The sequence below is a fragment of the Compostibacter hankyongensis genome, assembly GCF_039541075.1.
GTDB classification, from domain to species: Bacteria; Bacteroidota; Bacteroidia; order Chitinophagales; family Chitinophagaceae; genus Compostibacter; species Compostibacter hankyongensis.
The window spans coordinates 206,600-231,266 of the sequence record NZ_BAABFN010000002.1; the positions used below are offsets into that span (position 1 = coordinate 206,600).

Here is a 24,667-nt window from a genome sequence, read left to right on the forward strand (position 1 = left end):
AATGAAGCAATTTCTTTTATCGAAATTGTTTTTAACGGTTTCGCAAACGGGTATACTTCATCGATACCGGCCAGCGAATCGCCTATGGGCAGATAAAGGCACAGGCCGCCCATGGTGCCTACCCACAGCAGGTTTTCGCTTTTGCTAAAAAGCAACGAAGAAATATAGTTAGACGGAAGCTTTTTTCCTTCGATGTTTTGCGGCAGGTACACTTTGAATTCTTGTCCGTCATAGCGATTTAGCCCGTCCTGTGTGCCAAACCACATAATGCCGTTTTCATCCTGTGCTATGCTGTAGCAGCTATTTTGAGAAAGTCCCTGCTCCGAAGAATAATTTTCAAACAGCAGGGACTGGGAGCGGAGCCTTGCAGCGTTAAACAATAATATCAATAACAATACATGGCGCATAATGTGTTCAATAATCTAATGAGAAAAGCACATTTTGCAACAGTTTTGATCAGGCAAAACAGTGCCCAAATGTATTAAAAAAGACCGGCTCGGTAATTCTTTTTGGAAACATTGTTTATTCGCTACCTCTCTTCCCGGCAGGCGTTTTACCGGTTGTTTATTCCCGCCCGCCACTTACAAACCCAATGCTGCCATTTGCAAGATGGAGGTTGCTCGCAGTTCGTAATGTAAATAATTTAGGAGGCAAAAATATACTTATGAAAATAACAAACTTATCAGCGTCCGCCGGCTGGCAGTTTCTTTCCCGCCCTGGTTATGACCGGTCCTGAAAACAACCTTGAAATTATTCAATAAAAAATTCTGTATGAGAAATTTTATTCAACCGATTGCCTTAGCGTTATGCTTGCTCACATTTCTTTTCTCCTGTAAAAAAGGAGACATAGGTCCTCAGGGACCTCAAGGCGAGCAAGGCATCAAGGGCGCAGACGGTAATACCGTTTTGTCCGGAAAAGGCGCGCCGTCTGCATCCGTTGGCGATGTGGGGGATTTCTATATTGACCTGAATGCCGATGCACTCTACGGACCCAAAACTGGCTCAGGCTGGGGAAGCGCTATAAACCTCAGAGGAGATAAAGGAGACAAAGGTTCAACCGGCGCCACCGGAGCGGCAGGTAAAAACGGCAGTGCAATACTTTCCGGAAACGGTGCCCCAGCATTAAGCCTCGGCACTACAGGAGATTATTATCTCGATAAAACCAATTCTTTATTCTACGGACCCAAAACTTCAGGCAGTTGGGGAACTCCGGTCAGCCTGAAAGGTTTAAAAGGAGATAAAGGTGATCGCGGGACGGCCAATGTAATTTATTCTGATTGGTTTATTCCTAATTCATACACTAAAGACACCGTGTTTGGCATATGGGGATTCAGCTACACCAAACCGGTATCGCAGCTTACACAAGCAGTCATCGACAAAGGTTCCGTACTGGTATATGCCAAGCTTCTGGGATACAACTCAGCGATATGGCCCGGCTCTCAGGTAGCGCAGCTGCCCATACAGCTTACGTATGTTCAGGGAGCAACAACGATGACGGATACGTGGTCTGCATTAATTACACCGGGTAATATCAAAATCCGTTTTATAGATGATCACAACATTTATACCGCCATCGCCACTACACATCAGTTCCGCTATGTGATCATTCCGGGAGGCGTAAAAGCGACAAGCACTATCAATCTCAAAGATTATAATGCCGTAAAAGCAGCGTTTCGCCTGGCGGATTAACCGAACCAGCGCATTTAAGTAAACGAGCAGCCTTTTCAGCATCTATCTATTTATAAACACTTAAAACCAAGGAGTTTTTTATGGAAAAACAAGATGTAATCAAAAAAGTTGTTGCCAATGGACGTTTGGAAAGCCATTTATTTCTGCAACATACCCAGGCGCTGTTTGGACCACTAAACAAAAAACCGGCATTAAAACCGGTTTGGGCCAACAACAAGCTTTCTTTTGTCCAGGCGGGTAACTCCCAACTGATCAGCACCACCGTTGGAACGCCTCCCGAGGGTTATGCTACCAATGGCTTTGTATGGGACAGAGGAGCTGATGAAGCTTTATTTGTCGCATTTATCAGTCCGGAAAACCCTGTCGGCATTTACATAGACGGCATTCATGCAGGAGATTGGATAGAGATCACCAGCGCGACAGGTATCTGCTCCTTTTCAAAGGATACGGGGCATTCGGCTATTTCGGGGATAATTGGTTTAATAAGCGAAGGAGTAGGCATCGCCGCAACTTTGTACGGCCATCCGGAAGTAACGGCATTTGTAAACTTAGGGGCAAAATATATCCAGGATAAGTTGAAGCCGACAGGAGCAGCTGCCAAAAAAAGAGATGCTTTCGGCGTTGAACCCGGCTCCGGATTAAAAGCAAGAGAAGAGGGCGGCGTATTGGTCTGCCTGCCGCAAGCCGGCGGAACCTTTACCAGCGGAGATGACGACCATACAGGTCGTTGGATTAAAAAGCCGGGCGACCGCGTTCCTGAAAATTACCCGCCGCATGTTTACGGGTCTTTTTTCCTGCGCCAGGGAGACAGTGCGAACAACAGACAACAGGCAACTATTTCAGGTCAGGTATATTTGCTTGCATGGGATTGGAAGTTTGAAGATAATGCAGGCTATTACCAGGTTTTTGTTCATGTGAAAAAGGGAGTCCTTCCTCCCGTCATTATTCTTTAATTAACCGCGGTTGGTTTATGGACAATGCCCGCGAAGCGCTATGTTGTTTGTAATCAGTACATGCCTCCTGCCCTATTGTAAATTGATTTTAGTTGGGCAGGGGCATAGTTTTCCAGGCGGCGTTAAGCTATGCAAGCTTATTTCTTTCCCATTATATCCGATAATCTTATCCATAGCTCATTATTTATAATGATCAGGTCTGTCACCCCTATTCGTTTTTATCCTAAATTTATAGGAATTTTGTGACTAAATAGGTTAACTACTGGTGTAATCAAGAAAATGAGCAAACATTCCACCCCCCACCCTACTCCCAAGCGCCGCATCATCATCGGCATCAGCGGGGCGACCGGCATCATCTATGGTATCCGGTTGCTGCAGGTGCTGCGGGAAATCGGCGTTGAAACGCACCTGGTGGTGACCAAGCCGGGAGAAATGACCCGGTCCTATGAAACGGAGCTATCGTCCGAGGAGCTGAAAAAGCTGGCGGATTTCAATTATGGTGTCCAGGATATGGGGGCCGCTATTTCGAGCGGCTCTTTTAAGACCATGGGCATGATCGTGGCCCCCTGTTCGGTAAAAACCCTGTCCGAAATTGCCAACGGCGCTACCGGGAACCTGCTCACCCGCGCGGCGGATGTCGTGTTGAAAGAAAGGAGAAAGCTGGTGCTCCTCGTCCGGGAGTCCCCCCTTCATGCAGGGCACCTGAAAAGTATGCTTGCCGTTACCGAAAACGGCGGCATCATTGCGCCGCCTGTTCCCGCGTTTTATAACAAGCCCCAGTCGGTCGGCGATATTGTGGATTATACCGTCGGCCGGACCCTTGATTTGTTTGACCTGGAAATGCCCGGCATGTTCCGGTGGAAGGAAGAGGGTGAAGCCGGCGACTGATCCGCTTACACATTTAACGTACCGCGGAAGCCCCGGGCGGCATAATAGGATTCCGCCCCGTTGTGGTAGAGGAAGACCCTGCCATAGCGGTAGTCGCAAAAGACGGCGCCCCCATGCTTCCTGATATCTGCGGGCGTTTGTACCCAGCTGGAGCTTTTTGTATCGAAAGGTCCCAGCTCCTGCAGGGCCCGGTATTGTTCTTCTGTCAGCAGCGTAATGCCCATTGCTTCCGCCATATCGACAGCGTTGTCTTTCGGCTTGTGCTCCTTCCGCTCCTCCTGCGCTTTGCGGTCATAACAGAGGCTTCTGCGGCCTTTGGGGCTTTCCGCCGAACAATCACAAAAAACATATTCCCCCGTCTTCTTATCCTGACCGACGACATCCGGCTCGCCGCCGGTGTTTTCCATCTCATACAGCGACCATAGCTTTTTTGCACCGGCTTCCAGTCTTTCCCGTACGTCGGCCCATTTCAGACCTTTATGACGGGACATGTTTTTCTCAAAGCGGGTTTTCAGCGTGCTGAGCAGCGCTTCAGCTTGTTCGGGAGACAGTTTCTTTTTGCTATCCATGTTACGGTTTTTTCGGCCCGAAGAATTGCCGGCAGTTATTGATCATTCAACCCCTTCCCTTTCAGGATCTGCGGAATGGATTTTTCCACCCTCGAAGCCCGGGTTTTGGATTGCTTGGGTTGCGCAAAATGAAACAGGTAGGCTCTTTGCCGTCCCGGCGTCAGGGCTTTAAACGCCCTTTTCAGCGCCGGAAGCTCGTCCAGCTTCTGCTGAAATTCCCCGGGAACCTCAAAATCTGCAGTTTTTTTCAGCTTAACCTTTAAACCGGCTTCCTCCACGGCAACGGCTTCATAAATATAAGCTCTCAGGACGGCTTTCAGCTTGTCGATCTGACGCGCGGAAGTGAACCGGACCTGGCGGGCCACCTGCACATGCGCGGTTTGCTGGATCAGTATGCCTTCGGTATCCTGCAGCAAGGCACCCTTGAAAAACAAATACGCGCAATAGTCCTTGAATACATGGATCAAAATAATGTTCTTTTTCTGAAATGTATAACAGGGACAGCCCCACTTCAATTCTTCGGTCAGCCCGCAATCCAGCGGAATTACCCTCATTTTCTCTATTTCCTTTTGCCATTTCCGGTCCTTCTCGAAATAGAAATCAACCTTGGGGTTTGTCGTGTTCATACGTTAAAATTAAGGGAAATAATCCTTCTGTCCGCCGGCCGGAAATACCAGGACAAGGCCGTCAGGACGAGCAGCAGCAGCGCGGGAAACAGCTCCGTCGCCGGATCGCCCGCGGCGATATGCGAAAATATGGCCCCCGACATGATAAAGAAAAAACCGGCATAGGCCCATTCCTTGATCAAAGGAAACCTGGGGATCAGTATGGCTATCACGCCCAGTATCTTCCCGATGCCCAGCAGGGTAACCAGATAAAGCGGATAGCCCAGGTGGGTCATGCTGTCCACGCCCCCGGGTCCCTCCTTTGCTTTGAGTAACTGTACGGCTCCTGTGGATACCATTCCCAGGGAAAGCCACAGGGTGGCGATCCAGTAGATGATCTTTCGTCCTTTTGTCATGGTATATTTATTTTAACTGACTTACAACGTCCTGCAGCCGGTTATGGGCCCAGTTGATGCCCTGTGCAAAAGGCAGCTTCATCACCTCGTCCCGCTGGGTAACGGACTCATAAACGGAGTGTATGATCAGCCGGCTGGTATTTTCCGTCAGCGCCTCAAAGGCAATGATCTCGAGCTGAACGCCGTAAGGCGTGTTGTCCATTTCAAATGTCCGGATGATCTTCCGGTCCGGAACGCAGGCATGAATGGTGCCGTTGGCCTGAAACACCGTCTTTCCTTCCTTATCCCGGGTCTCAAACCGGTAGCTGCCATGATCTTTACTTTCAAGCTTCAGCACCTTTGTTCCCATCCACTGCGCAAGGATATCGGGATCGGTGTAGGCTTTGAACACCAGCGCTGCCGGCAGGTCAAATTCCCGGGTGATGACGACTTCCTGCTGGCCTTTTTCGGCCAGGACCTTTGTTTTCTGTTCCATGGTCTGCTATTTTTTTGTTTTATATTGTTTCATAATGGCTTCCAGCTTGTTGAACCGGTCGTCCCACATTTTGCGGAAGGGTTCGATGAAATCGGCTACTTCTTTCATTTTTTTTGCATTGATGTGATAGTATATTTCTCTCCCGTTTTGCTCCTGCTTAAGTAATGAGCATTCGGTGAGTATCTGAAGATGTTTGGAGACCGTCGGCCTTGCCGTATCGAAGTTGGCGGCGATCGCTCCGGCCGTCATCGATTGTGACGTCAGCAGCAGCAATATTGCCCGTCTTGTCGGATCGGCTATGGCCTGAAATACGTCGCGTCTTAAATTCATTGCGTAGCTATTTGACTACAAATATACGTGTAGTTATTTAACTACGCAAATTTTTTTACCTGTATCTTACGATCTACCTCGTACGGTATAAAGGATTTTCAAAAACAAGCTGCGCCTGGCAGCCGCCCGCCTTCATTTACCGGGGCATACAGGCTTCGCAAAAAGTTGTCCCCCTTCTCAAATTCGGGTAATTTTACTAAATATACCGTCGGAGAAGAAATGAATAGCCGGCCTGTTGTACGACGGGAAAACCTGAAAACAGATTGAAGCATAATATGGAAACCAATAACATCCAGCCGGACAACACGGCCGTACGAACAGCTTTGTGGAGGGCTTTGCACGCACAGATCGACCTGCCGCCCCATATCATTGAGGACGAAGTGGGATTACAGCTGATTGCCCCCGATGAAGGATGGCAGCAACGTCCCGACATGCATCCGGAATTTACCAAACGTCTCCGGGCATCTATTGTGGCACGTGCCCGCTTTATCGAGGATCTGATTATTGAAAAAAGCCGGCAGGGCATCCGTCAGTATATCCTTCTTGGCGCGGGGCTCGACACCTTTGCCCAGCGCAGACCGGATATCGCTTCCCGGCTTCATATCTATGAAATTGATCAGCCCGGTACTCAAACCTGGAAGCAACAGCGGTTAACCGAACTCGGCCTGGGTATTCCGGAAGGGCTGCATTTCGTCTCTGTGGATTTTGAAACGGCCTCCTGGTGGGAAGCGCTGTTAAAAGCCGGCTTTGATCCCGCGCGGCCCGCTGTAGCGGCTTGTACCGGCGTCAGCCTGTATCTTACAGAAGAGGCCATCATGGCTACTTTAAAACATATGGCGTCGCTGGCGCCCGGTTCCACGCTGGCCATGACCTTTTATCTGCCCATGGAGTTGATGGATGAGGAAGATAAGCCTCTGCAGCAGATATCGGAAAAAGGCGCCCGCGAAGCCGGAACGCCTTTTGTAAGTTTTTTTGCTCCCGGTGAAATATTGGCTTTGGCAGATAAAGCGGGTTTCAAGAACGCCCGAACGATATCGACAAAAGATCTGGAACAAACCTATTTTGCCAACCGGAACGATGGTTTTCTTCCTGCCAGCGGGGAAATATTTCTGGTGGCCGCAACATAACCGGATCAGCCGGTCATTTTTCTGCGTGCAGCCCTACCCTGTTTCCTTCGGAGTCTGTAATGATGGCAATAAACCCGGCGGGAATGGATATCTTGGGAGACAGCACTTTACCCCCCGCTGCCGCAACCCTGTCCAGCACGGTCTGAAGATCAGGGCTTGCATTGATATAAACTACTGTACCGTGGTCCGAAGGGGTATTGTCAGGTGACTTTGAGAGTACTCCGGTTACCCGGCCGGACGTGGCCTGGACTACGTTTGGGTCAAAAGGGAAAAAGGCGGCCTCGTTATTCCCGTCGGCCCGCAATGTCATTTTAATATCCAGAATGGTTTCATAAAATTTTCTGGCCCGGGTAAGGTCATTCACAGGGATCTCAAACCAGGTTACGACGTTGGTGTTTTCGTCGATCTTTTTTAGCAATGCCATTTTGAGGATTTTTTGTTTAAAAAAGGGTCTTTCAATAAGGTTAAAAACAAAAATAATGCCCGGCAGGTTTAAATGGCGTTGACGATTATCTAACCCTTTTCTCCGAGGAAGTAGCACAGATAACCCAAGGCAGCCAATAGGAGCAGCCAACCTGTTAGGGACCTGAACGACGGTCGCGGTCCTTCGCACAACACTTTTATCCCCAATGGCAACAGTGCTATGCAAAGTCCTGCAGCAGCTATAATGGAAGTAATGCCGGTGCCCTTCAGCACGCCGATCATCAAGACGCTCATCAATGCCAGCGCGATAGCGCCGATGAGGCCCAGTGTACGCGACAGGTAAGCGCCTGCTGCCAGCACTATCCATCCGCAAAGGATGAAGAGGTTGAATGCATGAAATACATGAAAAGCGCCATAGGCATCGCCGATCTGCCGTGTGGCCTCTTCCAAACTCTCGGAACGGGTCAGCTGAAATGCAAGGTGATCCACACCGGCGTGGAAAGTGCGGGCAAACAGCCCCAGCAGGGTTAAGGTGGCACCCCAAACGGCCCAGACTGGTCTGCGGGTTCCGATCCGTTGGGCAAGGGTAATAATGGCCGGTCCAAGCAATACATTCCCCAGGGCAAAAAGACTGTATGAAGTGGTGATAAGGGCCGGCTGTTCCCTGAAGGCCGTCAGCTGATAGGTATAAAAGAAGGGATAATGCATCCGCAACAGTATGCCGGCAAGTAGCAGCAAAGGCGCGAGTATCATAGACGTGCCGCCTACCCAGCGGCCGGGAAACCGGAAAGCTTCTTGCCGCAACTTTCCCTCCGGGACTGTTTCCTCTTGCATGTTTCCTTTCAATTTAATTATAAAGGCGGTGTCTGAACGCCGTCTCTGGTGATCTCGCCGGCAATATCCGCTCCTGCCTGTGGTTCTGGAAACTAAAGTACAATATTATCTTGCTGAAAGCATCCCGCAGGGTTTATATCGACAGGTCTTGCTGATCTTTTTGGGTGGACCAGTTCTTGCGTCCTACCAGGATAAAAACCACGGCGAGGAGCAGGTGAACGACCACGAATATCTTTGTGACCGGCCGGCCGCCGCTGAACGTGCCCCATGCATCGAGGAGGCCTATAACGGCGAAGCCGATCGTGTTGCCGACGATGATAGCGTTCCGTGTGCTGGAAGGGCCCGCTTTTCTGACCATCCAGTCCATGACGGCAATGCCCAGCAGGGGGCTGCCCCAGAGCCTCAGATAGGCGATCAGTGCGGGGGAAGCATCTTCGGGGACGGCGCCTTTGCCAAAGGCGTGAGGAAACAGGATAAAGCCCAGGCCTACGAGCATCATGTAGACCGAAGCGATCGTAAATAGTGTTTGGAGTTTCATGGGAAAAAGTTTTTACCAAAGCTATGAGAACCGCGATGATATGATGTTACATAATTTTAGAAAAATGTTACATCCCCCGTTCTCTGATCTCCTTTTCCCCCTTCGTTATCCCAGCCCGAACTCCTGATGCTGCTCCGGGATCACCACGTCCGTAAAACCTTTTTTGATCAGCCGATCGCGGAAATCCTGCTGTACTTCATACTCCCCGTGGACAAGAAACAGGCGCTGTACGGCGCGGGGATCCTGGCAGGCGAGGAACTGGCAGAGGTCTTCATAGTCGCCATGCGCGCTCATGGAGCGGATCACGCCGACATTGGCGTTGACGGAATAGCGTTCCCCGTATATTGTGACCTCCTGGGCACCCCGCATCAGCCGGCCACCCAGGGAATGGGGCTCGCAATAGCCGACGATCAGGATGGTATTGCGGGGATCGTCGATATTATTGGCAATATGGTGTTTTACCCTTCCGGCTTCCGCCATACCGGATGCCGACAGGATCACGCAAGGGTCTTTATGATAGTTCAGGGCCTTGGACTCATCCACCGATTTAATGTAGCGCAGACCGGGGAAGCTGAAGGGATCGTCGTCTATCTCCAGCAGCTTGGCCACCGTTTTGTTAAAGCATTCGGGATGGCGCTTTACCACCTCGGTGGCTTCCATAGACAGCGGGCTGTCCACATAGAAGGGGATGCGGGGCAGCTTGCCTTCAAGCTGCAGCCGGTTGAGGTCGTACAGCAGCTCCTGGGTGCGGCCAACGCTGAAGGCCGGGATGATCAGCTTGCCCTTCCGTTCTACACAGGTTTCGATAATATGCTGCAGCAGCGCTTCGCGGGCGGGTTGCGGAGCCGGATGAAGGCTGTTGCCGTAGGTAGATTCGAGCAGGATAAAATCGGCCTGCGGGAAGGTCTCCGGAGAGCGCAGGATGATGTCTTTGTACCGTCCCACGTCCCCGCTGAAGCTAAGCCGGACCTCTTTCCCCTCCTCCTGTATCTTTAAGTGGACGGCCGCGCTGCCGATGATATGACCGGCATCGGTAAACAGCAGCTCCACCCCATCCATGATGGAGAAGGGATGCTGGTAATCTACCTCCCGTATGAGTGACAGGGCCCGCTGCACATCGGCCTCGCGGTACAGGGGAGCTACCGAAGGACGGCCTTCGCGTGACAGCCGCTTGTTGAGGAAACGGGCATCCGACTCCTGTATCTCTGCCGAATCAAAGAGCAGTATCCGGGTGAGGTCGTGTGTGGCGGGGGTACAATAGATAGGTCCTTCGAACCCTTCCTTGACCAGTTTGGGGATCAGTCCGGAATGGTCGATATGGGCATGGGATAATACAAGGCAGTCGATCTCGGCAGGCTCGAATCCGAATTCTTTGTTCAGCGGCGCCGTATCGTCGCCCAGTCCCTGGAACATACCGCAATCCAGCAGTATTTTTTTACCATTCTTTAAGGTAAGCAGATGCTTGGAGCCGGTAACCGTGCGGGCTGCTCCGTGGAAGGCGATTTTCATATGTACGGTGGCGTTATATTGTTGTTAAATATGCGCTTACAATACCTCTACCTGCTTCCGGAGCAGGTCGTCCAGCGTATCCCTTTCGCGGATGAGGTAGGATTTTCCGTCTTTTATCAGCACTTCAGCCGGCTTCAGTCGGGAGTTGAAGTTGGAAGACATCTCAAATCCGTATGCTCCGGCATTATGGAATACCAGGTAATCCCCCTCCCGCACTTCGTTCAGCTTGCGGTCCCATCCAAAGGTATCCGTTTCACAGATATTGCCGACCACGGTATAGATGCGTTCCACTCCTTTCGGATTGGAAATATTCCGGATCAGGTGGAAGGCGTCGTAAAACATGGGCCGGATCAGGTGGTTGAACCCGGAGTTTACACCCACGAAGACGGTAGCCGTGGTGGTCTTGATGACATTGGCCCGTACGAGAAAATAACCGGCCTCGCTCACGAGGAACTTGCCCGGCTCAAACCACATCTCCAGGGGACGCTTGTATTTTTTACAGAAGTCATTGAAAGCGGTGGTCAGCTTTTTTCCCAGCAGCTCCACATCCGTAGCCATATCCCCGGGCCGGTAGGACACCTTGAAGCCGCTGCCCAGGTCGATAAAGTCCAGCTCTTCAAAATGCTGCACCATCTCAAACATGATCTCCACGCCGCGGATAAACACATCTACGTCCTTGATCTCCGATCCGGTATGCAGGTGCAGTCCGTTGACGTGCAGATGCGTGCTTTTGATGATCCGCTCCACATGCCGTAGCTGATGGATGGAAATGCCGAATTTGCTGTCCACATGTCCGGTGGAGGTTTTGTAATTGCCCCCGGCCATAATATGGGGGTTCAGCCGGATAGATATCGGGTAGGAACGGCCGAAACGGTTGCCGAACTGCTCCAGGATGGATATGTTGTCGATATTGATACGTACCCCCAGGTCTTTGGCTGCCAGTATTTCATCCAGCGCCACGCTGTTCGGGGTAAAGATAATATCCTGGGGAGCAAAGCCGGCCTTCAGCCCCAGCTGTACTTCCTGTATGGATACCGTATCCAGTCCGCAGCCGGCCTGCTGCATCAGCTTCAGGATATTGATGTTGGTCAGCGCCTTGGCGGCGTAAAAAAAGCGCACGCGCGTCTTGCTGAAGGCCTGCTGCAGGCGGGTCTGCTGTGCCATTATCTTTTCCGCATGGTACACATATAGTGGTGTTCCGTATTTTTCTGCCAGTTTTACCAGCTGCCGGTCAGACAGGGTATCCGTATGATGTGACATTCGTCCGATAATTTGGCGCGAAATTACTAAAAACGAGACAGTTGAGGCAATTTTTTACAGACGGGCGCTTCAGCCCCCGATCTTGAACGGTAAGCAGCCTACGGCGCCGGACATCAATCCTGTGACTAAAAAGCCATAAGCCCTGAAGGGTGCAGAACTGAACAGAATGAATAGACGCTACAGGGGAAGCAAAGTTATCTTTACGACCAAGTTATGGCCACGCCCTATCGGTAGTAGTTTCGGGGTCATGACTGCTGGGAATGCCGAAAACCAGTATTAGAGTAGGCGTAACAGTTAATTTTTTTGTCATGGTTAACGTAAACCTGAATGTTGAAGCACTGGTTGCTGCTATTCTGGCTACCCTGTCCGGCCTGCTGGGCGGAGCTCTGGGCGGTCTCTAAGCAATTGTGCCTTAAATGTATTAAAGGAGGGCGCCTGAAAAGGTCGCCCTCTTTTTATTGTATGCCGTTGTTATCCCGCCTTGTTATCCTTCTTTGCTCATCTCGGCAAAATACCGGTGGAAATAGGGAATCGTCTCGATGCCCTTGTAATAATTGAAGAGGTCGAATTTCTCATTGGGCGAATGGAGATTGTCGTTGTCCAGGCCAAAGCCCATCAGCACGCTCTTTGTCTTTAATACTTCTTCAAAAAGGGCCACGATGGGTATGCTGCCGCCTCCGCGGGTAGGGATAGGTTCTTTCCCGAAAGTGGTTTCGATGGCTTTGCCGGCCGCCCGGTAAGCCACGGAATCCACCGGCGTTACGGCGGGTTCTCCCCCATGGAGGGCCTTCACCTTTACGGTGACCCCTTCCGGGGCGATATGGTTGAAATGATCGGTGAACAGCTTTTCGATGGTATGGGAGGTCTGGTTGGGCACCAGGCGCATGGATATCTTGGCATGAGCCTTGGCCGGCAGCACCGTCTTTGCGCCTTCCGCGGTATAGCCGCCCCAGATGCCGTTTACTTCAAGCGTCGGCCGTATGCCGGTACGCTCCAGGGTGGTATAGCCTTTTTCGCCCCAGAGCGCTTTTATGCCCAGATCTTCCTTATAGGCCTCCGCATCAAAGGGAGCCTTGTTCAGCGCTGCCCGCTCTGCCGCGCTCAGCTCGGCTACCTCGTCGTAAAAACCGGGGATGGTAATGCGGTTGTTTTCATCGTGAAGCGAAGCGATGAGCTGGCAAAGCACGGTGGCCGGGTTGGCGACCGCTCCGCCGTAGACGCCGCTGTGCAGGTCGCGGTTGGGTCCGCTCACTTCCACTTCCATATAAGCCAGTCCGCGCAGTCCCGTTTCCAGTGAAGGGTGTTCCATGCTCAGCATGGAGGTATCGGAGATCAGCACGATATCGGTCTGCAGCTTTTCCTTGTTTTGCCGTAAAAAGTCCGGCAGGCTTTCGGAGCCCACCTCCTCCTCTCCTTCTATCATGAATTTGACATTACAGGAAAGGGTCTGGGTCTGTACCAGGGTTTCGAAGGCCTTGACGTGCATATAAAACTGCCCCTTGTCGTCGCAGGCCCCGCGGGCATAGATACGGCCGTCTTTGATGACCGGCTCAAAAGGACCGCTGTGCCATAGGTCCAGCGGGTCCGGCGGCTGTACATCGTAATGTCCGTACACGAGTATGGTCGGGTGTCCGGGACCGATGATCTTTTCGGCATAGACGATGGGATGGCCGGCCGTAGGGCAGATTTCCGCCTTGTCGGCCCCCGCTTCCAGCAGGCGCTTCTTTACAGCTTCGGCGCAGCGCCGGGTATCTTCACGGTGACGGCTGTCTGCGCTTACCGAAGGGATGCGCAGCAGCTCGAGCAGCTCCTGCAGGAAGCGGTCCTTGTTTTTTTCCTGATAGGTTTTCCAGGCTTGCATAATGGAGATGTTTTGGTAAAGAGACGGGCAAGTTTAACGGATTTGGGAGAAATAAAAAAATAAACACCCCTTCCTAAAGCAAAAGCCACCGTTCGGGAGAACGATGGCTTTCCGGTTGATGTTTTGCCTGCCTACTTGCCGCTTCCTGCAGCGTCGCTTTTAGAAGCTTTCTTCGCCGTCTTCTGCGCATTTTTGTGGTGCGTCTTGGCGTGATGCTTTTTGGCTACCTGCGTTGTGGTGGCCTTGGCTTTCTTTGCCTGCTGAGTGCCGGTCTGGGCAAACGCAGTAGCCCCCACAAAGGCAGTAAAGGCTACGAGCAACATGATCTTTTTCATCATAAACATTTTTGGGTGATAATGATGATACTAAGGTAGGATGCCTCCGGATATGCCGGCGTTAAGTACCTGTTAAGAAGCGTTAACGGGTCGTTAATGCGGGTTTGAAGTTTCTGGTTTCTCAGTTTCCGGTTTTATTGGTCTGAAGTTTAACGTCTAAAGTCTAAAGTTGATTTGCCTGGAATGGAACCTTAGACGTTAGACGTTAAACTTTAAACTTAAAATGCCTTTCACCTTTCGCCTTTACCCTTTTACCTTCTTTACCGGTCCGAATGACCCAGGTCTTTCCCGGGGCTGATGCGGTCGCGCACCCATTGCTTCAGCGTTTTGATCTCGGGGAAGCCGGAGGCTTCATGCCGGTCAAAAAGGAGGGCGTCGTTCAGGTAGATATGATAGCGGCCGCCGGTTGCGCTGGGTTTGAGGGTTACGCTGTCCAGCTCCGTGGTAAAGGTAGTCAGCAGCTCCTGCGCCATATAGGCGGCTCTCAGCAGCCATCCGCATTTGGGACAGTATTCTATAACGATCTGGTTGGGCATCGGGAGTATGGTTTCCTTAAAGATAAATCATTTCATAAAAAAAGTCCCGCCTCAGGCGGGACTAAAAACAAAACGCTTTGCATAAATGCTTTTATGCCAGTTTCACATTCACGGCATTCAGGCCTTTTTTGCCTTCCTGCAGCTCGAATGTTACTTCGTCGTTTTCTCTGATTTCTTCAACCAGACCGGATACATGTACAAAGTACTCTTTTCCGGAGGCGGTGTCCTTAATAAAGCCATAACCTTTGGCGTCATTAAAGAATTTTACGATTCCTTGTTGCATTATAAAAATTTGATAAAAAAATGAGGAGCAAAGATAGGTTAAAAAAACCGGTCCGTCCAAATGTTTATTGCGGTTCCGGGAAATTGTTGCCGGGCATACGTCTCTGGCCCCAGCGCGACGGTCCCGGCCTGAGAAAAGAAAAACGGCGTTTTAAGGGAAATAGACATCCGGAAGGGGCTGCCCCCGGGGGGGCTGGAAGAATAGGCACAATGTTTGCAAAAGGGCATGCGTTATATAAGCCTGTTGGTATGAAACCGAGTCTGATATCCCTATACTATGGGGATATTTTAGTTTATGGAGGTTTCATGCGGCCATTAAAACACAAAAACATCGACCATGAAAAAGCAAACGCTTACAGCATGGGGAGCTGCGGCTTTCCTGCTACTGACGGCTGTCTCGATCTCCGGTATAACGGGCTGTCAGAAATCGGAAGATCAGGGCGGGAATTCCCGTCTGGAGATTTATCTGACGGATTCCCCTGGAGATTATCAGGCGGTATGGATTGATGTACAAAAGGTAATGGTGAACAGCTCCAGTGATACTTCAGATGAAGGCAGCGGGTGGGTTGAGGCTCCCCTGCTCCGTCCGGGTCTTTACAACCTGCTTGATCTCCGCAACGGTACGGATACGATCCTGGCTGCTGTAGACCTTCCCGCCGGGCGGATCTCGCAGATCAGGCTGGTGCTGGGCGATAGCAACCTGCTGGTTCTCAAGGACGGCACGGAAGTACCCCTGAAAACACCTTCGGCACAACAGTCCGGGCTGAAGCTGAATGTGAATGCCGATCTTACCCCCGGTATACCCTATGCCCTGGTGCTGGATTTCGATGCAGCCAGATCCATCGTATCGGCCGGAAAGAGCGGACAGTATCTCCTCAAACCCGTGATCAGGACCTTTGCCAAAGCAGCCGGAGGGGCTATTGAAGGCGTGGTGCTTCCCGATTCTGCCCATGCGGTGGTTACGGCTGTTGTGGGTACGGATACCCTCGGTACAATACCGGATGATGCAGGGGCCTATAAATTGTGGGGTATACCGGCGGGCAGCTATCAGCTTATCTTTGCCGCAGATACCGCTACCGGTTTCCGGAGCGATACCCTTTCCGGCGTCCAGGTGAATACCGGGGAGGTAACTACTGCCGATACGGTTTGGCTGACCCGTTGAGTTTTGGCGCTTTAAAGCGAGACAAGAATAGAAATTTGATCAGGTCTGCCCCGGTGTTGCCGGGGCAGACTTTTTTATAGGTCTACGTGGACAGACCGGGTAGCTGCACCGAAAAATATCTCCGCCTGCCGGTCAAACATGACAGGGTCGTCTGTGGTGCAGAAGGTACGGGTGCCCCCGCGGCTGCAGCGGGCCGCCATTTCCGGGTGGCGTTCCAGGTAATCGGCCAGGCTCGCCGCTACGATATCTCCCTGAGCATAGGCTTCTACTCCTTCCGGCAGATACTGCTTTATCTTGGGCAGCAGCAGGGGATAATGGGTACAGCCCAGCAGGAGTGCGTCTATCCCGGGAGCGCTCCCGAGCAGGTCATCGAGCTTTTTGCGGATAAAATAATCGGCGCCATCGCTTTCCGCCTCGCCATTCTCCACGAGGGGCACCCACATGGGGCAGGCTTCCTGGAAGACCTGTATATCGGGAAAGAACTTACCGACTTCTATCGGGTATGATCCCGAGGCGACGGTCCCTGCCGTGGCCAGCACCCCTATCTGCCGGCTGCGCGTCAGGTTGCCGGCGATCTCGGCGGTAGGCCGGATTACGCCCAGCACCCGGCGGGAGGGATCCAGCAGGGGAAGGTCACGCTGCTGTATGGTCCTCAGTGCCTTGGCAGAAGCCGTATTGCAGGCCAGGATCACCAGGTGGCAGCCCTGTTCGAAAAGGTATTTTACGCATTCGAGCGTAAAGCGGTGAACCGTGTCGAAGGAGCGGGTGCCGTAGGGCGCCCGGGCATTATCGCCCAGATACAGGTAATCGTATTCCGGTAGGTGCCGGATAAAGGATTTCAGCACGGTCAGACCGCCGTAGCCGGAATCAAAAACGCCTATAGGTCCCGCTGTCATGGCTGCAAATTAGCATTTTTCTGCCGTCATCTGTTTGGCGGCTGCTTTATTTTTGCTAATTTCATTAGCAAAATCCCATTGATGAGACATTCCGGAACTGCCGACCTGCCCCTGCATTATGGCAAGGTGCCTCCCTGGCTGGCCCAGCGCATGGCCCGGCTTGGCGGCGCTATTGTGGAGGCGGTGGTGATGGAGTACGGTCTTTCGGCCTTCCTGGAACGGATCAGCCATCCTGCCTGGTTCCAGTCGCTTGGCTGTGTGCTGGGGATGGACTGGCATTCTTCGGGCATCACCACTTCGGTGATGGGCGCGCTGAAAAAAGCGCTCAATCCCCGGGCCGCGGAGCTTGGCATCTATATCTGCGGCGGGCGGGGACAGCATTCCCGGGATACGCCGGCAGAGCTTTTGCGGATTGCCGGTCGGACGGGATTGGACGGTGACCGGCTGGTGCACTGCAGCCGGCTGGCGGCTAAGGTGGACAATACGGCCATACAGGACGGTTTTCAGCTGTATCTGCATTCGTTTATCCTTACCCGTGAGGGCGAGTGGGCGGTCGTACAGCAGGGTATGAACGGCGCTACCGGGCTGGCCCGGCGCTACCACTGGCATTCTGCCGGTATCCGTTCATTTACCGATACGCCCCATGCAGCCGTTTTCGGCCGTCCCGCCGGACATCCTATCCTCAACCTGGTGGACCACGCCGCCCTGCCGGCGCAGCAGGGTATCCTGCAGACCCTTACGGAGATGCCGCCGGAGCAGCTGCTCAGCGAGATACCCCGCATGCGGTTGCCGGCGCATCACGACGTCCGGGCCGGAGATGTAAACCTCAAAAGGCTGGGCGCAGTGCTGGCCCTGGCGCAGGCGCAGCCTCCCGGCGATTTCTCCGCGCTGCTGTTGCTGCCGGGTGTAGGTCCCCGTACGCTGCAGTCGCTGACGCTGGTCAGTGAAGTCATCCACGGCACCCCTTCCCGTTTCCGGGACCCGGCGCGTTTTTCCTTTGCACATGGCGGCAAGGACGGACATCCTTTCCCGGTGCCCCTGAAAACGTATGACGAAACGATCAGCGTGCTGGAAACCGGTATCCGGAAAGCCCGTATCGGGGACCGGGAAAAGCAGGATGCGATTCATAAGCTGCACGGGATGGCGCAGGAGGTAGAAAAAGAGTTTGTGCCCAACGAACGGTTTGGGGAGCTGGTGGAGCGTGAACGACGGGAGTCTTACCGGTATGGCGGAAGAACGGTGATGGGAAAGGCGCAGCCACCGGGCGGACAGCTGTCGCTATTTACATAAACCCCAATTGCAGCTTCGCTTCTTCGCTCATCATGTCCTGGGTCCAGGGCGGGTCAAAGACAATGTCCACCGTTACTTCCCCGGCATCATAGATACCCTGGAGCTTGGTTTTTACTTCCTCGGGAAGGCTCTGTGCGGCGGGACAAAAAGGCGAGGTGAGCGTCATCACCACCTGAATGCTGTTGTGTTCGCCGATATTGACCTCGTAGATCAGGCCCAGCTCCCAGATGTTGACGGGTATTTCCGGATCATAGCAGGTCTGGATCAGAGAAATGGCTTCATCCCTGATCTGGTCCCCGCTTCTGCCGGTTGCTGCTGTATTTTTCGTTTGTTCTTCCATGATGCTTTTGGGGCGGCGCGTTCCGGTTTTTATCCGGTCGCTGCCTGCCGGTTTTTACTTTTCCAGCTGCTGCCGGTAGCCGAGGGCGTAAAGCTTCATCTTTTTGATCATCGCGGCAAAGCCGTTGGAGCGCTGAGAGCCGATCACGCGGTTCATGCCGATCCTGTCGATAAAGTAAAGGTCCGAACCGAGGATCTCGCCGGGCGTGCGGCGATCCCACAGCCGGATCAGCAGGCTGATGAGGCCCTTGGTGATATCGGTATTGCTGTCTGCCATAAAATGCACTTTCCCGTCTTCCAGGGCGGTGGTGAGCCATACCTTGGACTGGCAGCCCTTTACAATATTTTCTTCCGTCTTGTATTTTTCTTCCAGGGGAGGCATCTTGCCGCCCAGCTCCATGATATAAAAAATGGTGCTTTCCATATCATCGCCCAGCAGTGAGAATTCATCTATGATCTCATCCTGGATATCGTTGATCGTCTGGTTCATTTTTTTCGCTTTCTCACAATCTGGCCCACCGTGTCCAGGAAATAATCCACTTCTTCCGGGGTATTATACACCGCGAAGGAGGCACGGTTGGTGCCTTCGATGCCTAAAAAGTCCATCAGCGGCTGTGTGCAGTGGTGACCCGTGCGGATGGCGATGCCCTTTGCATCGAGCATCATGCCCAGGTCGAAATGATGCAGCCCTTCCACCACAAAGGATACCACGCCGATCTTATGCGGGGCGGTTCCGATGATGCGGATGCCGGGAATGTCCTGCAGACCTGCCGTTATTCGCTCCAGCAGCTGTGCCTCATGCGCGGCAATGGCCGGCTTGCCGAGGTTGCTGACAAACTCGAGGGCGCGTTTCATGGCGATGACATCCCCGATATTGGGAGTGCCGGCCTCGAATTTATAGGGCAGCTCGTTAAACGTGGTCCGGGCAAAGGTGACTTCGCTGATCATCTCTCCCCCGCCCTGATACGGCGGCATGGCTTCCAGCAGCTCGCGTTTGCCGTAGAGGATGCCCATACCGGTAGGGCCGTAGAGCTTATGTCCGGAAAAGACCAGGAAGTCGCAATCCATCTCCTGTACATCCACCGGGCAGTGCACCACTGCCTGGGCGGCGTCGATCAGCACCTTCGCCCCGGCCTCGTGCGCCAGGCGGATAACGGTGTTGACCGGATTCACGGTCCCCAGCGCATTGGAAGCGTAGACCACGGAAACCAGGCGCGTTTTATCGCTCAGCAGCTTTTTGTATTCATCCAGGATCAGCTCTCCCGAGGTGGTGATGGGGATCACCTTCAGCACCGCGCCGGTTTGCTCGCAAACCAGCTGCCAGGGTACTATATTGGAATGGTGCTCCATGGTGGAGATGATCACCTCGTCGCCCTTTTTGAGAAAAGTGCGGCCGTAGGTCTGCGCCACGAGGTTGATACCGCCGGTGGTGCCGCTGGTAAAGATGATTTCTTCTGCCTCACGGGCATGAATAAACGCTTGTACAGCTTTACGGGTGGCTTCAAAATCGGCGGTGGCATGTTCCGCCAGGGTATGGATGCCGCGGTGGATATTGGCGTTGTAGTCATTGTAATACCGCGTCAGCGCGTCGATCACCTGCTGCGGCTTCTGAGTGGTGGCAGCGTTGTCGAAGTAAACCAGCGGATAACCGTTCACCTGCTGATGCAGTACGGGAAACCGGGCCCGCACGGCCGTGATATCTATTGACGGGGCATTGGATGTGGTGGTATCCTGCATGGTATAAGACTTTTGTTTGGCTTTTGGCAAAAACAGATTGCGCGGCGGACCGGCTTATCCGGCCAGCTCCTGCCGGTTGCGCAGCTTGTCGGCGATCAGCCGGGTAAGCGGTTCTTTCAGCGCCGCTATGTTCAGCTTCTCCACGATCTCCCCGGCAAAGGCGTTCATCATCAGCAGGCGGGCCTCTTCTTCCCCGATGCCGCGCGAGCGCAGGTAAAAGATGGCTTCTTCGTTCAGGTAGCCTGTGGTGGCGCCGTGGGTACAACGCACATCGTCCGCATAGATCTCGAGCTGGGGTTTGGTATTGATAGCGGCGTCGTCGGACAGGAGGATGTTTACGTTGCGCTGGTAGGCGTTTGTCTGCTGCGCATCCGGGTGCACATAGATCTTGCCGTTGAATACGCCGGTGGACTTGTCGTCCATGATGCCCTTGTACAGCTGGTCGCTGAAGCACTCGGGGCGGGCGTGATCCACGCGGGTATGGTTATCCAGGAACTGCTCGTCGTGCAGCAGGTACAGCCCGTTCAGGATGGACGAGCAGCTTTTGCCCTTCATGGAAAAGTTGAGGTTATTGCGGATAAAGGCGCCGTCCAGGGAAATAAGATGGGTATCTACCCGGCTGCCCTGCTCCTGCGACACGTGCGCGGTGCCCACATGATAATTCTGGTGGGTCTCCAGCTGCAGCTTGGTATAGTCTACCTTTGCCTGCTCTCCGGCCACGATCTCCGTAACCACGTTGGTCAGCGAGGGCTCCTCCCCTGCGGATACGAATAGCTCGACGATATTTGCGGATGCGCCGGCTTCGGCCACGATAAGGTTGCGCGGCTGTATAAAGTAAGCATCCTGTTCGCACTGGGCGACAAACCAGAGAAACAGCGGCTTGTCGAGCGTCGCACCGGCTTCCAGGTGAAGAAATGCCCCGTCGGTATGCAGGGCGGTATTCAGCGAGATAAAGCCGGTGGCGGTTTCCGCTACGGTGGCCAGATGGGTTTGCCAGGCCTTTTCTCCCGAGGCTTTGCGCAGCGGCTTCAGCGTGATGCCTTTGGCTTTTTCAGCCGGCAGGGTGCTGTAGTCGGGCATAAAGTAGCCGTTCACAAACACCATATGATACCCGTCCTCGCCGGTCAGCGGGGACAGGGGCAGGCGGCTGAATATTTCCGCGCTGAGCTCCTGCTCATCTTTTACCGGCCAGGCATAGGGTATGTCCAGTATGCGGTGTACGTCGGTATATTTCCAGTCTTCCTGCCGGGTAGTGGGGAATCCCTGCTCCTGAAAGCGGCTGAAAGCGGATTTGCGGGTCCTGGCTTCCGCAGTACCCAGTCCGCTGGTCTTTTGCAGCTCATTCCACCAGCCTTTGGCCTGGTTATTCAGGTTCAATGCAGTTTCTATCTGGTTCACCTCTTCCTGTTTTATACGTTTGATGGTATCCTGCCGCGCTGCGGCCGGTTGGCGGAGCGGATATAAAATCCGGGCAGGACGTCTCCTGTTTTCAGGAGATGAGGGCGTCGGCCTCCTCCTTGATCCAGTCGTAACCCCGTTCTTCCAGCTCCAGCGCCAGCTCTTTGCCGCCGGATTTTACAAAACGGCCGTTGTAAAGGACGTGTACAAAATCCGGAACGATATATTCCAGCAAACGCTGGTAGTGTGTGATGACGATGAAGGCGTTGTCTTTACTGCGCAGCTGGTTGACCCCGCCGGCCACCAGACGCAGCGCGTCGATGTCCAGTCCGGAATCGGTTTCGTCGAGGATCGCCAGGCTGGGCTCCAGCATAGCCATCTGGAAGATCTCGTTGCGCTTTTTTTCGCCGCCGGAGAATCCCTCGTTGAGGGAGCGGCTCAGCAGCGACTGGTCTATCTTTACCAGGTCCATCTTCTGCTTCATCAGCTTCAGGAACTGTACGGCGTCCAGCGGGGCTTCGCCGCGGTATTTGCGTTTTTCGTTCACCGCCGTTCTCAGAAAGTTGGTCGTGCTGACGCCGGGTATCTCCACCGGATACTGGAAGGCCAGGAAAATGCCTTCACGCGCCCGGTCTTCGGGGGGCAGCTCCAGCAGGTCTTTATCGTTGAAGGTAACCTGTCCTCCGGTCACCTCGTAGGTATCGCGGCCCGCCAACACGGCAGAGAGGGTGCTTTTGCCCGATCCGTTCGGTCCCATGATAGCATGCACTTCACCCGGGTTCACGGTCAGGCTGATGCCTTTCAGGATTTCCTTTTCTCCGATTGCTGCTTGTAAGTTGTTAATGGCTAACATAATTATCGCTTGCTTCTCTGTTTTTGATTTTTGCCGGGCATGTCCTGCCCGTAAAGTTGTGCTTATCCCACGCTTCCTTCGAGGCTTACCGACAGCAGCTTCTGGGCTTCCACCGCAAACTCCATCGGCAGCTGGTTCAGTACTTCCCGGGCGTAGCCGTTTACGATCAGGCTGACGGCTTCCTCGGGACCGATGCCCCGCTGGTTACAGTAAAAGATCTGGTCCTCCCCGATCTTGGAGGTGGTGGCTTCGTGCTCGATCTGCGCCGTTTTGTTTTTCACCTCTATATAGGGAAAGGTATGGGCTCCGCATTTGTCGCCGATCAGCAGGGAGTCGCACTGGGTATAGTTCCGCGCTTTCTCCGCCTTTTTGCTGACCCGCACCAGCCCCCGGTATGAATTGTTGCTCCTGCCGGCGGAAATGCCCTTGGAAACGATGCGGCTGCGGGTATTTTTACCGATATGCAGCATCTTGGTGCCGGTATCGGCCTGCTGCCGGTTGTTGGTAACGGCCACGGAGTAGAATTCGCCGTGCGAATAATCCCCTTTCAGGATCACGCTGGGGTATTTCCAGGTGATGGAGGAGCCGGTTTCCACCTGCGTCCAGGATATCTTGGAATGGGCCCCGGCGCAGATGCCCCGTTTGGTGACAAAGTTGTAGATGCCGCCTTTTCCCTCCTTGTCGCCGGGATACCAGTTCTGCACGGTGGAATATTTCACCTCGGCCTGCTCCAGCGCCACGATCTCCACCACGGCGGCATGCAGCTGATTCTCGTCCCGCATCGGGGCGGTACAGCCTTCCAGATAGCTCACATAGGCGCCTTCGTCGGCGATGATGAGGGTCCGCTCAAACTGGCCGGTATTTTCGGCATTGATGCGGAAGTAGGTGGACAGCTCCATGGGGCAGCGCACCCCTTTGGGGATGTATACAAAAGAGCCGTCCGAGAACACCGCGGCATTCAGGGCGGCAAAGAAATTATCAGAATACGGCACTACCGACCCCAGGTATTTCCTGACCAGGTCGGGGTGCTCTTTTACCGCCTCGCTTACCGAGCAGAAGATCACCCCCGCTTCCTTCAGCTTTTCCTTAAAGGTGGTGGCGATGGAAACGGAGTCAAATACCGCGTCCACAGCCACGCCGGAAAGCCTTTTCTGCTCGTCCAGGGAAATGCCCAGCTTTTCGAACGTGGCCCTCAGCTCGGGGTCCACCTCGTCCATGCTGCTGAGCTTGGGCTTCTTCTTCGGGGCGGCATAATAGGATATCTGCTGGTAGTCCACCGGGGGATAATGGATGTTCGCCCAGGAGGGCTCTTCCATTTTCAACCAGTGCCGGAAGGCTTTCAGTCGCCACTCCAGCATAAAGGCCGGCTCTCCTTTTTTCTCCGAAATAAAGCGAATGGTATCCTCATTCAGCCCGAGGGGTGCACGCTCCATTTCGATGGAGGTGGTGAACCCGTATTTGTACTCGGACTGCGTGATTTCGTCTAATATGGTCTGCTGTTCGCTCATGGTGCAAATTTACCGCTATTTTAGCTTTATTACTACTACAAACCATCCGTAACTTTGTTTTTTTGAAAATATTACCGGATCGGATCAGGGAATTTCCCGCTTGCGAAAACAGGAAAACGGTTTTTTGCAAAAAACGGGTTGCCCGGAGATCGAGCGCGGGCTTCCTCCACGCCTGTCTGCCGGCCAGCCGGGTCCTGACTACCGGATCAAAGCGGCCGGTATGTCGCCGGGACGCCCGGCCGGCATCTTTGGGTGGAATCCGCCGCCTCCGGTAATCGGACAATTATTTAATGTTATGGCAAAAAATACTGATTTACAATATATAAGATCGCTTATTTTAAAGGAACACTCCAGGAGAAATATGCTGGAGATCGTGGATTATATCGGAAGCGACCCCTCCCGGTTTGAGGCACTGGTGCAGCTGTTGCTGGCCGGGGAGTACCGGATAACCCAACGCGGAGCCTGGCCCCTGAGCTATTGTATACGGGCGCACCCGGAGCTGATCCGGAAGCACTTGTCTCATCTTGTAGTAAAACTCGAAACATCGGATAACAATGCTTTGATCCGCAATATATTAAGATTTTTAAAAGATGTGGATATCCCGGCTTCGGAAAGCGGGCAGGTGATGACGGTGTGTTTCGATCTGGTGCAGGACCCGGCCGCGCCGGCGGCCCACCGGGCCTTTGCGCTCAGCATACTGGGCCGGCTGGCGGAGCATTATCCGGACATCCGGGAAGAAATCCGGCTTTGCATCGAAGATCAGCTTCCTTACGCCAAACCCTCTTTCCGCAGTACGGCAAGGCGGGTGCTGGCATCCTTCTCCGGGGGAAAGAAGTCCCGGAAAAAATAAGAGA

The 24,667-nt window shown here is 53.3% G+C and carries 28 protein-coding genes and 1 pseudogene; 7 read left to right on the plus strand and 22 right to left on the minus strand.

Translation table 11 applies throughout. The features are described 5' to 3' along the window. Positions 1-254 precede the first annotated feature (254 nt). Positions 255-407: pseudogene (locus ABD851_RS18010) on the minus strand (two-component regulator propeller domain-containing protein); the annotation flags it as partial. A 364-nt stretch (positions 408-771) separates the two neighbouring features. On the opposite strand from ABD851_RS18010, the gene ABD851_RS05745 reads away from it, so the two are divergent. From ABD851_RS05745 to ABD851_RS05755, 3 genes are all read left to right on the plus strand, one after another. Continuing rightward, complete coding sequence (locus ABD851_RS05745) at positions 772-1,689, plus strand: collagen-like domain-containing protein (protein WP_344976847.1); 918 nt, start codon at positions 772-774, stop codon at positions 1,687-1,689. Positions 1,690-1,769: 80 nt separating this feature from the next. Continuing rightward, a complete protein-coding gene (locus tag ABD851_RS05750; protein WP_344976850.1) occupies positions 1,770-2,642 on the plus strand; it encodes a hypothetical protein in 873 nt (290 codons plus the stop codon). Positions 2,643-2,921: 279 nt separating this feature from the next. Next, positions 2,922-3,530: a UbiX family flavin prenyltransferase gene (locus ABD851_RS05755; RefSeq protein ID WP_344976853.1), complete on the plus strand. Its 609-nt coding sequence runs from the start codon at positions 2,922-2,924 to the stop codon at positions 3,528-3,530. Positions 3,531-3,535: 5 nt separating this feature from the next. Here ABD851_RS05755 and ABD851_RS05760 read toward each other — a convergent pair whose 3' ends face one another. From ABD851_RS05760 to ABD851_RS05780, 5 genes are read right to left on the minus strand one after another with little or no spacing between them, the layout of a single operon-like run. Then, positions 3,536-4,099: a DUF4256 domain-containing protein gene (locus ABD851_RS05760; protein ID WP_344976856.1), complete on the minus strand. Its 564-nt coding sequence runs from the start codon at positions 4,097-4,099 to the stop codon at positions 3,536-3,538. Positions 4,100-4,134: 35 nt separating this feature from the next. Continuing rightward, entirely contained in the window at positions 4,135-4,725 is a 591-nt protein-coding gene (locus ABD851_RS05765) for a YdeI/OmpD-associated family protein (protein ID WP_344976859.1), read from the minus strand. Further along, positions 4,722-5,120 (minus strand): DoxX family protein, encoded by a 399-nt coding sequence (locus ABD851_RS05770; protein WP_344976862.1) that lies wholly within the window; start codon positions 5,118-5,120, stop codon positions 4,722-4,724. The genes ABD851_RS05765 and ABD851_RS05770 overlap by 4 nt, the downstream gene beginning before the upstream one ends. Positions 5,121-5,127: 7 nt before the next feature. Continuing rightward, positions 5,128-5,595: an SRPBCC domain-containing protein gene (locus ABD851_RS05775; RefSeq protein ID WP_344976865.1), complete on the minus strand. Its 468-nt coding sequence runs from the start codon at positions 5,593-5,595 to the stop codon at positions 5,128-5,130. A gap of 6 nt (positions 5,596-5,601) precedes the next feature. Beyond that, positions 5,602-5,925, minus strand: coding sequence for an ArsR/SmtB family transcription factor (locus ABD851_RS05780; RefSeq protein ID WP_344976868.1), 324 nt, complete (start codon positions 5,923-5,925; stop codon positions 5,602-5,604). 275 nt (positions 5,926-6,200) lie between these two features. Between ABD851_RS05780 and ABD851_RS05785 the strand changes: the two genes are divergently transcribed. Next, positions 6,201-7,052 carry a class I SAM-dependent methyltransferase gene (locus ABD851_RS05785; RefSeq protein WP_344976871.1) on the plus strand — a complete coding sequence of 284 codons (852 nt, stop codon included), beginning with the start codon at positions 6,201-6,203 and terminating at the stop codon, positions 7,050-7,052. A 13-nt stretch (positions 7,053-7,065) separates the two neighbouring features. On the opposite strand, the gene ABD851_RS05790 is transcribed toward ABD851_RS05785, so the two are convergent. The 9 genes from ABD851_RS05790 to ABD851_RS05830 form a co-directional block, all read right to left on the minus strand. After that, positions 7,066-7,476, minus strand: a complete 411-nt coding sequence (locus ABD851_RS05790; RefSeq protein WP_344976874.1) for a VOC family protein — start codon at positions 7,474-7,476, stop codon at positions 7,066-7,068. Positions 7,477-7,565: 89 nt separating this feature from the next. Beyond that, the gene (locus ABD851_RS05795; RefSeq protein WP_344976877.1) at positions 7,566-8,309 is read right to left on the minus strand and encodes a hypothetical protein; all 744 of its coding nucleotides are present in this window, start codon (positions 8,307-8,309) and stop codon (positions 7,566-7,568) included. A 133-nt stretch (positions 8,310-8,442) separates the two neighbouring features. After that, the gene (locus tag ABD851_RS05800; protein WP_344976880.1) at positions 8,443-8,847 is read right to left on the minus strand and encodes a hypothetical protein; all 405 of its coding nucleotides are present in this window, start codon (positions 8,845-8,847) and stop codon (positions 8,443-8,445) included. 105 nt (positions 8,848-8,952) lie between these two features. After that, positions 8,953-10,356 (minus strand): MBL fold metallo-hydrolase, encoded by a 1,404-nt coding sequence (locus tag ABD851_RS05805; RefSeq protein ID WP_344976883.1) that lies wholly within the window; start codon positions 10,354-10,356, stop codon positions 8,953-8,955. Between the two features lie 36 nt (positions 10,357-10,392). After that, a complete protein-coding gene (gene lysA, locus ABD851_RS05810; RefSeq protein WP_344976887.1) occupies positions 10,393-11,616 on the minus strand; it encodes a diaminopimelate decarboxylase in 1,224 nt (407 codons plus the stop codon). Positions 11,617-12,100: 484 nt separating this feature from the next. Further along, positions 12,101-13,477, minus strand: coding sequence for a dipeptidase (locus ABD851_RS05815; RefSeq protein ID WP_344976890.1), 1,377 nt, complete (start codon positions 13,475-13,477; stop codon positions 12,101-12,103). 131 nt (positions 13,478-13,608) lie between these two features. Continuing rightward, the gene (locus ABD851_RS05820; RefSeq protein ID WP_344976893.1) at positions 13,609-13,821 is read right to left on the minus strand and encodes a hypothetical protein; all 213 of its coding nucleotides are present in this window, start codon (positions 13,819-13,821) and stop codon (positions 13,609-13,611) included. 251 nt (positions 13,822-14,072) lie between these two features. After that, positions 14,073-14,348 carry an Rdx family protein gene (locus ABD851_RS05825; protein WP_344976896.1) on the minus strand — a complete coding sequence of 92 codons (276 nt, stop codon included), beginning with the start codon at positions 14,346-14,348 and terminating at the stop codon, positions 14,073-14,075. 91 nt (positions 14,349-14,439) lie between these two features. Then, complete coding sequence (locus ABD851_RS05830) at positions 14,440-14,631, minus strand: cold-shock protein (RefSeq protein ID WP_344976899.1); 192 nt, start codon at positions 14,629-14,631, stop codon at positions 14,440-14,442. Positions 14,632-14,967: 336 nt separating this feature from the next. On the opposite strand from ABD851_RS05830, the gene ABD851_RS05835 reads away from it, so the two are divergent. Then, entirely contained in the window at positions 14,968-15,792 is an 825-nt protein-coding gene (locus ABD851_RS05835; protein ID WP_344976902.1) for a DUF4382 domain-containing protein, read from the plus strand. Between the two features lie 74 nt (positions 15,793-15,866). On the opposite strand, the gene murI is transcribed toward ABD851_RS05835, so the two are convergent. After that, positions 15,867-16,688, minus strand: coding sequence for a glutamate racemase (gene murI / locus ABD851_RS05840; protein WP_344976905.1), 822 nt, complete (start codon positions 16,686-16,688; stop codon positions 15,867-15,869). A gap of 81 nt (positions 16,689-16,769) precedes the next feature. Between murI and ABD851_RS05845 the strand changes: the two genes are divergently transcribed. Continuing rightward, entirely contained in the window at positions 16,770-17,978 is a 1,209-nt protein-coding gene (locus ABD851_RS05845; RefSeq protein WP_344976908.1) for a DUF763 domain-containing protein, read from the plus strand. Here ABD851_RS05845 and ABD851_RS05850 read toward each other — a convergent pair. The 6 genes from ABD851_RS05850 to sufB form a co-directional block, all read right to left on the minus strand. Continuing rightward, a complete protein-coding gene (locus ABD851_RS05850) occupies positions 17,971-18,318 on the minus strand; it encodes an iron-sulfur cluster assembly protein (RefSeq protein ID WP_344976911.1) in 348 nt (115 codons plus the stop codon). The genes ABD851_RS05845 and ABD851_RS05850 overlap by 8 nt on opposite strands. Positions 18,319-18,372: 54 nt before the next feature. Continuing rightward, positions 18,373-18,807: a SufE family protein gene (locus tag ABD851_RS05855; RefSeq protein WP_344976915.1), complete on the minus strand. Its 435-nt coding sequence runs from the start codon at positions 18,805-18,807 to the stop codon at positions 18,373-18,375. Then, complete coding sequence (locus tag ABD851_RS05860) at positions 18,804-20,054, minus strand: aminotransferase class V-fold PLP-dependent enzyme (RefSeq protein WP_344976918.1); 1,251 nt, start codon at positions 20,052-20,054, stop codon at positions 18,804-18,806. The genes ABD851_RS05855 and ABD851_RS05860 overlap by 4 nt, the downstream gene beginning before the upstream one ends. A gap of 54 nt (positions 20,055-20,108) precedes the next feature. Further along, positions 20,109-21,452 carry a Fe-S cluster assembly protein SufD gene (gene sufD, locus ABD851_RS05865; RefSeq protein ID WP_344976921.1) on the minus strand — a complete coding sequence of 448 codons (1,344 nt, stop codon included), beginning with the start codon at positions 21,450-21,452 and terminating at the stop codon, positions 20,109-20,111. A gap of 91 nt (positions 21,453-21,543) precedes the next feature. Continuing rightward, positions 21,544-22,305, minus strand: coding sequence for a Fe-S cluster assembly ATPase SufC (gene sufC, locus ABD851_RS05870; protein WP_344976923.1), 762 nt, complete (start codon positions 22,303-22,305; stop codon positions 21,544-21,546). Between the two features lie 62 nt (positions 22,306-22,367). After that, a complete protein-coding gene (gene sufB, locus ABD851_RS05875) occupies positions 22,368-23,813 on the minus strand; it encodes a Fe-S cluster assembly protein SufB (RefSeq protein ID WP_344976927.1) in 1,446 nt (481 codons plus the stop codon). A 295-nt stretch (positions 23,814-24,108) separates the two neighbouring features. Between sufB and ABD851_RS05880 the strand changes: the two genes are divergently transcribed. Then, on the plus strand, positions 24,109-24,663 hold the full coding sequence (locus ABD851_RS05880) for a hypothetical protein (protein ID WP_344976930.1): 555 nt from the start codon (positions 24,109-24,111) through the stop codon (positions 24,661-24,663). Positions 24,664-24,667: the final 4 nt, after the last annotated feature.